This is a genomic window from Gammaproteobacteria bacterium (assembly GCA_022340215.1).
Lineage (GTDB): Bacteria > Pseudomonadota > Gammaproteobacteria > JAJDOJ01 > JAJDOJ01 > JAJDOJ01.
Map to the genome: position 1 here is coordinate 1 of JAJDOJ010000101.1, position 12,667 is coordinate 12,667.

Sequence of the window (12,667 nt, forward strand, 5' to 3'; positions counted from 1 at the left end):
CCAGTCGCCAATGAAGGTTATTCTCAATTCCCCAATGGTGGCGAACAGATTGACCAAAAACCGCCGCATTGTTTTCGATCGACCCAATATAGTAGCGGTACTCTATGCTTGTCTGTCCGTCAATGGTTCGTTCCGATTCAACCATACCAATCATGTTTAGCCCCTTCCATGTCTTAGTGTGTTCAAGATAATCGTCACACTCCATAGTCCAATGTCTACGGATTTCCGTGCGGTTCCTGGAACGTTCCGCGGTTTCGTAGTAATCGACTCCATAGCCTTTATATCCTACTTTGTCAGCTTTATCGAAAATGGCCTCAACCGCCTCGGACAAATTCCCTTGATTACCTTTCAGGGCCAGCAGGTAGTCTCCGTCCTGCTCGATGATCCGTTTGGCTATGGCCTTCTGACATCCCATGGCATCAATGGTTACGATGCAACCCCCTAAGGCGAGCACCTTGAGCAACTTGGGTATCGCGGTTATCTCGTTCGACTTTTCTTCCGTCTTGACTTGCCCCAATACCAAGCAGTTCTCCACAGACCAGGCGCTCACCATATGGATAGCACTCTTTCCAAGCCGTCGATCATGGGAGCGTCTCAACGTTTTTCCGTCAATCGCCACAACGCCTTTTACCAGGCCCGCAACCTCACGAACCCAATCAGAGAAGAATTGCTCAAAGGCCTCGGGAGACAGAATAGAAAACAGACGCCTGAATGTGTCATGCGAAGGGATGCCATTAGGCAGTTCAAGAAAATTCTTAAACCACTCCTCCTTGGCTTTTCCAAACCCTTCTATAGCATTCCAGTCATCTGCTCCGCACAGAATCGCGCAGATCGAGATCGCCACTATATCCACTAACTTGTGGCGACATTTCTTCTCGATACGTGGGTCTGGGATCAGACGGATATGGTCTATAAGCGATCCTGGCGTTTCTGTTTCTGTTCTACTCATTTCTTCACCTGATGACGTGGGAACCCATGCCATCATGTGGTGAATAGATCGATTTGTCTACTGCAAATGTCGGGTGACCATATTTTCTCTTTGTAAATCAATATGTTTTCGTGCGTTTGCCCTGCCCCGGGATCGGCAAAGGGAGAGGTGCCACCCGCCGACAGCGAACCGATCATCGATCTGCTCAGTTATTTCTACTGGCTCGCGACCAATGCCCCAACGGGTGACCAGAAGATGGCTGGCCGTGGTTATCCGGCAGTCGCGGAAACCGCCGCCGGTTTCGATCCGGACCGTGGCAGGCTAGTCTACGAGGAACGTTGTGTCGTCTGCCATGGCCAGGAAGGGGCCGGTACCAAGGACCATGGCGAGGTGGTCTTCCCTCCGCTCTGGGGCGACATCGCCTACAACTGGAGTGCGGGCATGCACCGCATCGACAAGGCTGCGGCCTTCATCCAGGCCAATATGCCACTCGGCCAGCCGGATACGCTGAGTGACCAGGAGGTCTGGGACATCGCCGGCTTCGTCAACAGCCATCCACGGCCGCAGGACCCGCGCTACGATGGTGATTTCGAGGAAACCGTCAAGCGCTTTCACGGCGGTATATTCGACTACTATGGCACTCTCACGCTGCCAAATGGCAAGCTCTTAGGCGAACCCCGACCACGGGTGGGCCAAACCCCGTCCCGGCATCTGCACCAGAAAAAAGGACCAACCATGTCTGAGACCCTGTTTTCAAAGATCATCAACCGGGAGATCCCGGCGGACATCGTGTACGAGGACGATCTGTGCCTGGCGTTCCGAGACGTGAACCCACAGGCCCCGATGCACGTGCTGCTGGTGCCGAAAAAACCCCTGGCCCGGCTGGCGCATGCCACCGAGCAGGACAAAGCCCTGCTCGGTCACATGATGCTGAAGGCATCGGAGATCGCGCGGGCGGAGGGGTATCGGGACGATTTCAGGCTGGTGATCAACAACGGCCCGGGCGCGGGGCAGTCCGTGTTCCACCTGCACATCCATATTCTGGCCGGGCGGGGGTTCAACTGGCCGCCGGGATAGCGCCGAACGGTACAGTCAGTGGTCACCCTGAATGGGCGGCACGAGCAGCTGCGGGTCGACGTACGCCTTGCGCAGATTCATGCGCCAGTCCAGATGCGGCCCGGTCGCGCGACCGGTGGCGCCGATCTCCCCGCTGCGGTCACCCCGGGTAAGGCCCGGCTATCGTTCCCGTTTGGCGGTCGGCGTGCTTCCTGGATCCTCTCCTTCGCTACCTGCGGATTGTTCTGCGTCGGCGCGGGCCTTTTCAATGATGTCCGTGACAAGCGCGGATAGGGATTCCGGCGGATCCGTCGCGGAGGTCGCCGCGTTGGCGGTATCCTCCAGCTGATAGGGCCGCACGTCATCCTTGCTGGTCGGATCGTAGGGTACCAGCCGTACGCGGCCCTTGCCGAGTACGGTGCCGGTTGCAAAGGCCAGGGCAACCTTGGCGATCTCGTACTCAGTCAGGCCGGAGATCTCCCGGATTTGCGCCTCGGCGAGAAAATCCGCGGCCCTCAACACGTCGCTGCTGGTTCGCACTCCAGCCAGAAACTGCTGCTCCTCCCCCTTGTAGGTCTGACTGGAGAACAGGGTCTCTTCGCGGGCGGCCAGGATCCGACGCCACGCTTCTTCCAGGCGGTCGTTCGCATCGTACACTTCCTTACGGATGCCGATACCACGCTGCTCGCGAGTGACGAGCGTCAGGGACCTCTGCAGCACGGCCTGCCGCTGTCGGGATTTTGCCGCCTTGTTGCCCAGCGGGACCTCCACCAATGTTCCAACGCTCCAATTCTGGCGACTCCCGCTGACCAGCTCGTCCAGAGAATTGAACAGTGAAGTATCGGTTCCGAGGTAGTTGAAGCTGAAATCCAGGGAAACGAGCGGTAAGATCTGGTTGCGGGCCACATCCAGGTTGAGCGCATCGACGGCGAGCTGAAGCTCCAGATCAAGCATATCCATACGCGCGCTGACCGCATCTTCTGCCAGCCGATTCACGTCGAAGGTCAGTCGCATGGGGTTTGGATCAGTTCTGACAAGCAGTACCGTAGGCGAACCTACGCCCATCCCGGGTACGTTCATGATCCGTTTGAGTTCTCGCTCCGATTCCCGGCGGGTCGTCTCGGCGCGGATGATGTCGTCTACGGCTCGTGCGACACCGGCGCGAGAGCGTGTTACCTCGACGCTCGGGACGACTCCGGCTTGCCTGAGGCGCTGCGCCTGGCGCAGCAGTTCCTGCGCACGCTCGTACTGCTGGTACCGTACCTCCAGAATACGATTCGCCGCGTAGTACAACCAGTACTCCGACTCCGCATCCGCTATGGTGCGCATGATGGCGAGCTTGGTGCTTGCCTCTTGCTGGACTTGCCGAAGGCTCGCAATGGTGACAGGTGCGGTGTTTACCCCAATACCCGCGTTTCGCAGCAACGGCTGGCTTATGGAAAAGCCGGCCAGGGTATCGGATATGGTAGTGGCGCCTGGAACGTCGATGTCCACCTCGTTTCCACCAACACCGACCTCGACGGTACCCCCCGTTCGCAGTGGCACTTTCACGGCAAGTTCGCCCGCGGTAGTCTCCTGTTGGGGACCGAGGCCCACATCGATGTTGAACAAATCGTCCTGTCGGTAAGAAGCCGACCCCAGGAAACTTGCTTCGAAACGGGCCTCTTCTTCACTGACCCGCTCACCGGCAATCGCCGGAGGAACCAGCTGAACCTGGATATCCAGATTGTTTTCCAGTGCAGCCTTGCGCACGTCGGCCAAGGCGAGGGGCAATTCCTTGAGTGGTTCAGCGCGCTCCACGCGTTGGGCTTCGCCCTCGCGCTGCGCTTGCGCGAGCGTTTCCGGTGGCGCGACCACCTTATCCTCCAGTTGCGTCATGGTCACCGAACGGCTCTGCTCCCGGACCGATTCTTTCAGCATCGGATGGTCCGGATTGGCGCAGCCTGCGAGGCCCGTGGCCATATACATCAACACGACGAGAAATTGACGCAGCGAATACCTATGTCGCGGCGATCGCGTCGGAACATCGACCCCCGACCTTACGCATTGCAACTTCTGCCCGCGAGGGTTGTTTGCTTCAAACTGCTTTATCATTCCGGATGCAAAGGCAAATGCGCCAGACCGTTCGTGCACGTTGGTCATATCAATGGAGCAAACCGCCGGTCATTTCTCGGGCAGGGCAAGACGAAGGCGCTCGGCGCCATTCCCCGAGGCGAGTTCCTCCAGAGTCACGCAGGTTAGCGCTCGGATCATACGGCCGTTGACCCCAGGCTCTGCCTCCAGAAACAGTTGATGATCGACCGTTTCCACCGTAGCCGCTGCCCTCGCCACCACAGCTTTCAAAATGGTAAAGGCCCCTTCCGATAACGGTGGGTCGCCACGATAGGTATCCAGCCGACCGCCGACACGATATCGCGGAAAATTTTCCAGCCCCAGAAAATGCAGGAACCAGTCCGCGCGAAATCGCCCGAAGGCGACTACCAGGCCAGCATAGTCTGCAATGAGTTCGTCGAGCAGGTTGTTGCGCATGCTGCTGAACGCACGTTTCGTAAAATAGTGCGCACTTTCGTGACCCACACGAATCTCCAGGGAAAGCGCTTGCCACTGCTCGGGATCCAGCCCCAGCGCATCCGCATCTATCCCGCTGTAGGTGCCCCTGCAGGCAACAATAAATCGGTCCTGGTAGAGTGGTCTCCGGTCGGCCAGCCGGCGGAATTCCGAACGCCAGTCGCCATCGGGATTAGAAACTGACCATCGTCGTCGATAGCGCCTGACACGATCCCAATTGACATAACCGGAAACCATGAACGCGTTGACGGATCGGGAAATCGGCACCGGCTCGTTGCGTGCGGTAACGGCCCGCACCAATGCCTCGAAATCAGCGCGGGACGAGACCACGATGACGGGAATCCGACCGGCCGGTGTGCCTTCCAGTCGAATCCGTACCCCGTCAGGCTGTTCCAATGGTATCCCTGAGCCCTGACTCAGGGGCCACTCTCCACGCCGCGTGGCGGCCTGGTAGTCCTTGTCGTGGCTGGTTCCCTCGCGAATCGGAAACCTGAGCTGAACGAGCACATCCCGCAGTACTGCAAGGGCCCCCTCGGTTGACGACCGCAACGCATAGGATTCCCAGGCCTCGACAAACGGTTCGTCTGGAAGCGGCAACCCGTGTTCCACCAGCTCCGGCGAAGGCTCGAAGACGTTTCGATTATAGGCAAGCAGCTCCTCTGTCTCGGTCGCATCCGCACCGAGCATTTCGAGCACCTCGCGCCTCAGCGCCGTGCGGACTGCCTCGACTGTCTCATTCATTTGATCAGGACTTCCACAAGGCGGGTCGCGGTCATGCCACCTGGCGCGCGATCATGGAGGCAAATAGTCCGTTGTTGCGCAGCAACTCATCGAACGACCCGCTCTCGACCACGGTCCCCTTATCCAGCACATAAATCCGATCGGCGTGCCGGATGGTACTCAGCCGATGTGCGATCACGATCCGAGTGACCTTGCGCCGCTCCAGGCTGGCGCTGACGGTTGCCTGGGTTCGATTGTCCAGCGCGCTGGTGGCCTCATCCAGGAGCAGAATTTTTGGATGCATCGCCAGGGCACGGGCAATGAGCAATCGTTGACGCTGCCCCCCCGAAAGATTGGTCCCACCCTCGCTGATGACGGTGTGCAGCCCCATTGGCATCTGTCGCACGTCATCGCCGAAGCCGGCGTCCTCTACTGCCTCCCACACCTGATCCAGGGACAGGGGGGCGGCGGACGCAATGTTGTCGAAGATGGACCCCTCGTTGATGCGCCCGCCCTGCAGAACGACCCCCAGTTGCCGGCGTACCGCCGAGACGTCGAGACCGGCGAGGTCTCGGCCGTCGTAGCGGATCGCGCCGGCGTCGGGCGTCTCGAAGCCGAGCAAGAGGCGAAAAATGGTGGATTTCCCGCTGCCGGAAGGGCCGGTGAAGGCAACGAATTGCCCCGGAATCACCTTCAGGCTTACGTCCTTCAAAATACGCTCGCCTTCCGGATTGTAACGAAACTCCACATGGGTAAGCTCCACCTCACCCTCGAGACGTCCGGGATCCGCCATGGAATCGTCCACTTCCGGCTCCGCATCCAGCAAGGGCTGGATGCGTCGGGCCTTTGCCAGTGTATCCAGTGTATCGAGCACGGTCTGGCTCAAGGACGTGATGCCGCCGAGAAAGGTGCCCATGGCGACATTGAACGCGAGAAATATGCCCACCGACAGGACGGGCCCTTGTGCCGACACCTGTGTCAAAAGACCCTGTGCATTCGCGGGGGAAGTACCCAGCAACGACACCCCGAACCAGAACAGCAGAATCGAGCTCATTACGGGGACCGCCTGGTTGAGTACCGTGATGTAGTCCTCCCCCCGCTGTGCCCGAAGCATCAGATCCAGTTGCTCGGAATAGCGCTCGGCCCACAAGGCAAACGCACGGCGCTGGGCACCCGCCACGCGAATCTTGCTGACCGAGCTCACCATCTGTACCACCAGTCCGAAGAACGACCCCTGCAGTTCCATCAGTTCGCGGTAGTAGCGTCTTATGAACAGACCCGTGACGGCGCTGGCACCGGCCACTGTCAGTCCCAAGCCGAATGCAAGCAAAGCCAGCTTGGGACTGTAGTAAAAAAGCAGAGCAAGGTTCAGTAATGCCATCCCGCTGGCGAACAGGGTTCTCAGCGTCTGTCCGTTGAACTCCTGGGTCACCTCGCTGACGGACATCGCCCGGTCCAGCAGGTCGCCACTGCTGAAGCGCTTGAAAAAAGCCATGCGCAGGTTGAGCAATCGGTCCCATACCGCCGACTGGGTATCAGCATCCACCGCCACACTCATCCGGATGCTGATGAATGATTGGGCCAGACCGAACAGGGCCGCTCCGAAGGACGCGGCCAACAGACCCAGACCGACTTCGAGCAGCAGGCGCCCGTTGGCATCGGGGATGGCACGGTCCATGATCAGCGCGGTGGCCAGTGGGGTAATCATGCCCAGCAGGGTCGTCACCATCGCCAGGCTCAGAACGAACGCCAGGTCACCTATTCGACCCCTCAATGCGAATCTCAAGAGGTCGCGGGGTTTTCGCGCCTCATCGGGCAGGCGGCGATAAAGCATGAAGGCCTGTGGTGAAAGTGCGGCGGCGGTCTCGGCGTCCACCGGGGCGCGGTTACCGGTATCCGGATCGACGATCTCGTATCCACGAGATTCCGTGCGCAACAGGGCCACGGGTCGCCGCGGCTGATCGATCTCCCCCACCAAGGGGCCGCAGTCGCTTCGCCACCACTCCCCCGAGAGCAGGACGTTTCGAAACCGGAAATGGGAGGCGCGCGCAATCCCCTCGATAGGGTGTCTCGAAGCCCCCTGGACCTCCGAGCGCCCGGGTGCGCGGACCTCCATACCCAGTGCTTCTCCAACCAGGCGCGCGGCGCCGAGCAGCCCGCCTTCCGCCGCACGGGCAGTAACACCCGGGTTGAGCACGTTTGCCATGCTGCCCACAGCGGTTTCCACGGCCTGCCGTTCCCTGTGTGAGCGATCGCTCAGCCGCTGGCGTTCATTTTCGTACTCGGAGGCCTCCAGTTGCTGCAAGCGTGCCTGGAACAACCGGTTGAACGATGCCAGACCCTGGAGCAGGTGGTTCCGGTCCTCCACGTCCAGCGCTTCCTTTCGGCGGACGAGAAGCCGTACCGGACCCTCTGTGATGACCCAGATCGACGAACCCAGCGGCGTGAAGTGGGGTAGCTTGCCGAGACGTAGGGCGGGCATGCCCAGCAGTTGCAGGACACCTTCATCGAGCTGCACCCAGCGGACGGTCTCGCGAGGTGGACGAAGCGCTATACCGGGTGGAATGGCGAATTTGCCGTGCTCAGGGAACGTCTCCGAGAACGGCGCGAGCAGACCCGATGCGCAAAAACCGGACAAGTTCTCGACCCAACCTTCGATGGCATTCACGAGCGGTACCCCGACCAGCGCCATTGCCTCTTCGACGCGGTCGAGGGGGATTTCATACAGGGTCAATGGATCGATCGACAAAACGATCACCCGGCTGCGCGAATTCTGATGTTCGTCGGAAACGGCAAACAAAGGCGTTCCGGGGGCTGCCCGGAACACCATTCGCCGTCGTCCCACAGCCAGGCCCCGTTCGACTCTCGAGGTCAGAACGGCGGCGGAACCGGCGACAACAAGCCACATCGAACGGGGATTCTCGAGGACCAGGGGGTGGTGTCCGCGCACGTGAACGACGCGGCCGCCGATGGCGGTCAGTAGGTCCCTGTCGATTTCCGTATCAGGCATATTTGGCCACCGCTTCGCCACCACCCTCGGTCACGGTCGGTTCCTGGTCAGCCCTCATCAACTTCGCGTACTCCCCGTCGGCCTCCCAGAGCGATTCGTGGGTGCCGCGCTCCAGAACCCGCCCCTGTTGCAGGACGATGATCTCGTCGCAGTCGCGAACGGTGCTCAACCGGTGTGCGACGATGACCGCCGTGCACCCACGCATCCTGAGCCGTTCCATGACAATGGCTTCGGTCTCTGCATCCAGCGCGCTCGTGGCCTCGTCGAGTACCAGGACCGAGGGGTTGTGGACCAGTGAGCGGGCGATCTCCAGTCGCTGACACTGGCCGCCACTCAGGTTTCCCCCGCCTTCGAGCAGTTCGCCGTCGTAACCACCGTCCAGGCCGCGGATGGCCTCGTCGATGGCGGCGTCCTCGCATGCCCGGATCAGGTCTGCGTCCGGGACGGTGTCGTCCCAGAGCGTCAGGTTGTCGCGAACGCTGCCGCTGAACAGGTTCAGGTCCTGATCAACCGTGGCGAAGGAATTCACGAGCACATCCTCGGGGACCGCCTGGCGCGGAATGTCATCCAGGCGTACCTCGCCCTCCCAGGGCTCGTACTCGCCGCTGATCAGCTTGGAGATGGTTGTCTTTCCCGATCCGCTGCCGCCCACCAGCGCCACACGTGACCCGGGATCTATGCGCAGGTTGAAATGCTCGATCAGCGGTTTGTCCAGGGGACTGTAGCCGAAGGTGACATCGCGCAGTTCCACGTAACCCTTCAGACGAACCAAGGGTTCGCCGTTTTCATCCACGGTGACCGGAGAGACATCGGGCTTCGGTACGGGGTACTGCAGGACATCGTCTACCCGGTTCAGATCTCCGCGCAATTCCTGCATGATGCTGCCGAGACCCAGCAGGTTGGCGATGGGGGAAAGGAAATTTGACATCAGCAACTGAAACGCCACCAGCATGCCGATGGTGAGGTCTCCGCCGATGATCCGAAAACCGCCGATCACGAGGATTGCCGTGGTCGTCAGCGTGTTCAGAAGCACAGGGACAGTACTCAGGGTCTGGTTCGAGATTTCGAGGTCCTGCCCGGCGTTGACACCCTTGGTGTAGTACCCGGACCAGGTTCCGAAAAAGCCGTTCTCGAGCCCGCCGGCCTTCAGGGTCTCCATGCCCTGCAACCCCGCCATCGCGGTTCCCTGCGCCTTTCCCTGTTCCTGGAGCACCCGCATGTTCGCCTCCACCCGATGCGCAGACACCCAGCGAAGGACCGCCACGTTGATCAGCGCAAAGGACACGCCAATCATCGTGAGCAGGGGATCGTAGTAGAGCATCAGCAGGGCGTAGAAACCGACCATGACGACATCGATGGCGGTCTGCGCGAGCTGTCCCGACATCACGTCGGCGAGCTTGTTGTTGATCTGACTTCGATTCGCGACCTCACCGGCGAATCGCTGTGCGTAGAATTTCGAGGGTAGTCGCAGCAAATGCCACATATAACTGCTCGACAACCGGACAGAGAGATTGATCTTCAGGCGCCGCAGGTAGCGCAGCTGGAGAAACCTCAGGACGGCCTGAAGTCCCATTCCCACGATCATGGCCAGAATCAGCGGCTGTAACCAGTGCGTATGTCCGGCGACAATGATCTGGTCGATAAAGATCTGGCTGAACGCGGGAATGGTCAACCCCGGGATCACGAGAAGCAGTCCCGCCAGCACGCAGTAGGCCAGCGCGCCGGTCGTGCCGGACAGACGCTCGGTGATCGCCCGGACGACACTCGGCACTTTCCCTCCGGGCTCGAAGTCCGGACCGGGTTTCATCGTCAGGACAACGCCGGTAAACGCGCGCTCGAATTCCTCCATGGTGACTGTGCGGTGGCCCATGGCGGGGTCGTTGATGTACGCCTTGTCTTTCCCGAACCCCTCCAGGACCACGAAATGGTTGAAATTCCAGAACAGGATAGCTGGCAGATCGAGCGCGAACAGGTCCTCGACCTGTTTGCTGTAACCCCGGGCATCCATCCCGTAGCGTCTCGCGGCCTTCACCACGTTGGACGCCTTGCTACCGTCGCGGGAAACGCCACAATCGCCGCGCAGGGTAGCGAGCGGCACGATTCGGCCGTAATAGCCGAGGACCATGGCAAGCGTCGCCGCACCGCATTCGACGGCCTCGAGTTGCAGTATGGTCGGGGTCCTGACCCGACGCGATTTGACCGGGCTTTCCGGACCGGTTTCAGTCGCCACCCAAGCCCCTCAGAATCGGAATGACGAAGGTGATGGGCCGACGCCGTTCCACCGTCGCCTGAATGGTCGCGGTCGTTCCTGTCGTGACTTCTACCTCGGGCCCACGGCCCGAGGTCCAGCGATAACCGGAAAACGACTCGTCATCGGTCTCCAGGTTCGCCATGACGCCGATCCTGGTGGTGTTGCGGGCGAGCTCCACCGCGATCTCGCGACTCCCGACCACGCTGGTGATCGCGTCGACCGATACCGGGAACGGCGAGACGGATTCGATCTTGCCGAGCAGGCTGCCGTACCTGGCGCGCTCGACAGTGACGGGAGAAACCTGTACCTCGTCGCCCGCCTCGAGCTTCTTGCCGTCCGCGACGGAGAAGTAGGTGGCCGCGACCAGTTTCGCACCGACGTCCTCGGCCTCCAGCGACCCAAGTCGCTGACCGGGTTGCACGATCTGTCCCGGGGCGACATTCAACTCCAGCACTCGTCCACGGAACTTGCTCAGTATCTGGCCCTTGCTGCGCAGCTCCTCTTCATATCGCTCGATGTTGCGCTGGATTTCCTGTATCTGGAGGTCGCGATCGGCATCCGCCTCCACCCGCTTCTGCTCCAGTTCGGCCTCGCGGATTGCGATCTCCTGGATTTTCATCTCGAGATCCGCGATACGGTTCAACTGTTCCTGATACTCGCTTTCGCCCCGGAGCCTTTCCATGTCGATCTCCTGGGCCCGCAGTTCGAGGTCGGCGGCCTGGATCTGGCTGGTCACCATGCGCTCCCTGGCGCTCAGCACCGTATCCTCGGAACTCAAACCCTCCTTGAGCAAATTTCTGTATGTCGCGTACCGGTCTTTCAGAGCCTTCCCGATCTCGTCGCGGATCTGCCGCATCTTCTCCACGTTGACCTTCTGCTCGTTCAGGTAGCTTTCGTTGCGTCTGAGCAAGGCCTCGGAATAGGCTTGCAGGGAACGCACCTGCTCTTCGAACACCTCGCGCTTGCGCCCAAGCCCGACCCTCTCCAGCTCGACTCGCTTGTTTTCCAGGGTTTCGGACTGATCGCTCCGCATGGATATTTCGGCCATACGTACCCGTTCCTGTTCCAGACGTTGGGCCAGCTCCGGCTGATTCAACCGCCCCAGCAAGGTGCCGCCTTCCACGAAATCACCGACCTGAACGTAGAGGTCGATGATCTGTCCCGATGCCGGGGCCTGAAGTGAGACCACACGACGGGGGTAGATCAGTATTCCCGAGCCATCGACGGTAATCGGAATCTGGCCGAAAACGCTCCAGATCAACACCAGGAAGATCGCGACGCCCAACGTGCCGATCGTCAGCCAGCTTCGGCGCGTGGTGACGCGCAGTAATTCATCGAGTTGCTCGGGAGAGGAAAGCTGTTCGAGCGCCTTTTCTCGAAACATACTACTTTCCGGTCTCCATCCGGCGTCCGGGGGACGACCTGCGCTTCCGCTGTGTCGCCATCAGGACTGCTGTCGGAAGCGGGTCAGCAGGTGATCGAACCGGGCCGCCGCCAGCGACGTTCGATCCAGGAGATCCGGATCGAGCTCGTCGGGGTCCGGGGAATCCCCGGCATCCGGTGCTCCATGGCCCATCTGCCCGACGGTATGACGAAGTCTGCTGGCGAGAAAGATGCCAAGTCCATGATAAAACCGCGCGGCAAACCCGTTATCGATATCGAGCTTGCGGCCCAGCTCGAATCGCGGGACGGTCAGTACCCGGCTCGCCTCCAGCGTCGCGACCGTTGCATTCGGCGGTCGGCTGTCCAGGAACGATATTTCTCCCGCGATTTCTCCGGGATGGAGCCTCGCCAACTCGAAATAGGCCTTTTCTCCGATACGGACTGTCAACATTCCTTCCAGCAGCAGGTAGATTTCCTCGATGGGCTTGCCCTGATGGATCAGAACCTGGCCTTGTGAAAAGGTTTGAGGACGACCCACCGCCGCCAGCCAGTCGACGTCCTGGTCGGCCAGGGTGCCGAAAAGAAACAGCGCTTTTCTCATGTGCCGCTCCCTAGGCTCTGTTGACATTTATCGTGGACGGCGGCTTTACGGATCTTTTCCGCCCTGACGGCGTTGGATTCGACTTGCAATGGGGCGGCATTGCGCATCGAATCCGCCTTGTCAGGACGAAAAATCCCTCGAAAATCCACT

The 12,667-nt window shown here is 60.3% G+C and carries 8 protein-coding genes and 2 pseudogenes; 2 read left to right on the forward strand and 8 right to left on the reverse strand.

Translation table 11 applies throughout. The features are described 5' to 3' along the window. Positions 1–949, reverse strand: a 949-nt coding sequence (locus LJE91_07525) for an ISAs1 family transposase (GenBank protein ID MCG6868569.1), incomplete at its 3' end; no start/stop codon positions are given. A 234-nt stretch (positions 950–1,183) separates the two neighbouring features. Between LJE91_07525 and LJE91_07530 the strand changes: the two are divergent. Together LJE91_07530 and LJE91_07535 are read left to right on the forward strand one after the other, a co-directional pair. Continuing rightward, positions 1,184–1,480, forward strand: a pseudogene (locus tag LJE91_07530) (c-type cytochrome). Positions 1,481–1,663: 183 nt separating this feature from the next. Then, positions 1,664–2,005 (forward strand): histidine triad nucleotide-binding protein, encoded by a 342-nt coding sequence (locus LJE91_07535; GenBank protein ID MCG6868570.1) that lies wholly within the window; start codon positions 1,664–1,666, stop codon positions 2,003–2,005. Between the two features lie 15 nt (positions 2,006–2,020). On the opposite strand, the pseudogene LJE91_07540 reads toward LJE91_07535, so the two are convergent. From LJE91_07540 to LJE91_07570, 7 genes and pseudogenes are all read right to left on the reverse strand, one after another. Further along, positions 2,021–2,158, reverse strand: a pseudogene (locus LJE91_07540) (M23 family metallopeptidase). A gap of 6 nt (positions 2,159–2,164) precedes the next feature. Next, entirely contained in the window at positions 2,165–3,904 is a 1,740-nt protein-coding gene (locus LJE91_07545; protein MCG6868571.1) for a TolC family protein, read from the reverse strand. Positions 3,905–4,147: 243 nt separating this feature from the next. Further along, on the reverse strand, positions 4,148–5,293 hold the full coding sequence (locus LJE91_07550) for a hypothetical protein (GenBank protein MCG6868572.1): 1,146 nt from the start codon (positions 5,291–5,293) through the stop codon (positions 4,148–4,150). A gap of 31 nt (positions 5,294–5,324) precedes the next feature. Continuing rightward, positions 5,325–8,282 (reverse strand): NHLP bacteriocin export ABC transporter permease/ATPase subunit, encoded by a 2,958-nt coding sequence (locus tag LJE91_07555; GenBank protein ID MCG6868573.1) that lies wholly within the window; start codon positions 8,280–8,282, stop codon positions 5,325–5,327. Then, on the reverse strand, positions 8,275–10,512 hold the full coding sequence (locus LJE91_07560) for an NHLP family bacteriocin export ABC transporter peptidase/permease/ATPase subunit (GenBank protein MCG6868574.1): 2,238 nt from the start codon (positions 10,510–10,512) through the stop codon (positions 8,275–8,277). Before LJE91_07560 ends, LJE91_07555 begins: the two co-directional genes overlap by 8 nt. Then, positions 10,502–11,917, reverse strand: coding sequence for an NHLP bacteriocin system secretion protein (locus LJE91_07565; protein MCG6868575.1), 1,416 nt, complete (start codon positions 11,915–11,917; stop codon positions 10,502–10,504). Before LJE91_07565 ends, LJE91_07560 begins: the two co-directional genes overlap by 11 nt. Positions 11,918–11,977: 60 nt before the next feature. Continuing rightward, a complete protein-coding gene (locus LJE91_07570; protein MCG6868576.1) occupies positions 11,978–12,517 on the reverse strand; it encodes a cyclic nucleotide-binding domain-containing protein in 540 nt (179 codons plus the stop codon). Between the last annotated feature and the right edge of the window lie 150 nt (positions 12,518–12,667).

Coding starts and splice junctions, on each gene's coding strand:
- LJE91_07535 (MCG6868570.1), top strand. CDS start 1,664: ATGTCTGAGACCCTGTTTTCAAAGATCATCAACCGGGAGATCCCGGCG.
- LJE91_07545 (MCG6868571.1), bottom strand. CDS start 3,904: ATGCTGAAAGAATCGGTCCGGGAGCAGAGCCGTTCGGTGACCATGACG.
- LJE91_07550 (MCG6868572.1), bottom strand. CDS start 5,293: ATGAATGAGACAGTCGAGGCAGTCCGCACGGCGCTGAGGCGCGAGGTG.
- LJE91_07555 (MCG6868573.1), bottom strand. CDS start 8,282: ATGCCTGATACGGAAATCGACAGGGACCTACTGACCGCCATCGGCGGC.
- LJE91_07565 (MCG6868575.1), bottom strand. CDS start 11,917: ATGTTTCGAGAAAAGGCGCTCGAACAGCTTTCCTCTCCCGAGCAACTC.
- LJE91_07570 (MCG6868576.1), bottom strand. CDS start 12,517: ATGAGAAAAGCGCTGTTTCTTTTCGGCACCCTGGCCGACCAGGACGTC.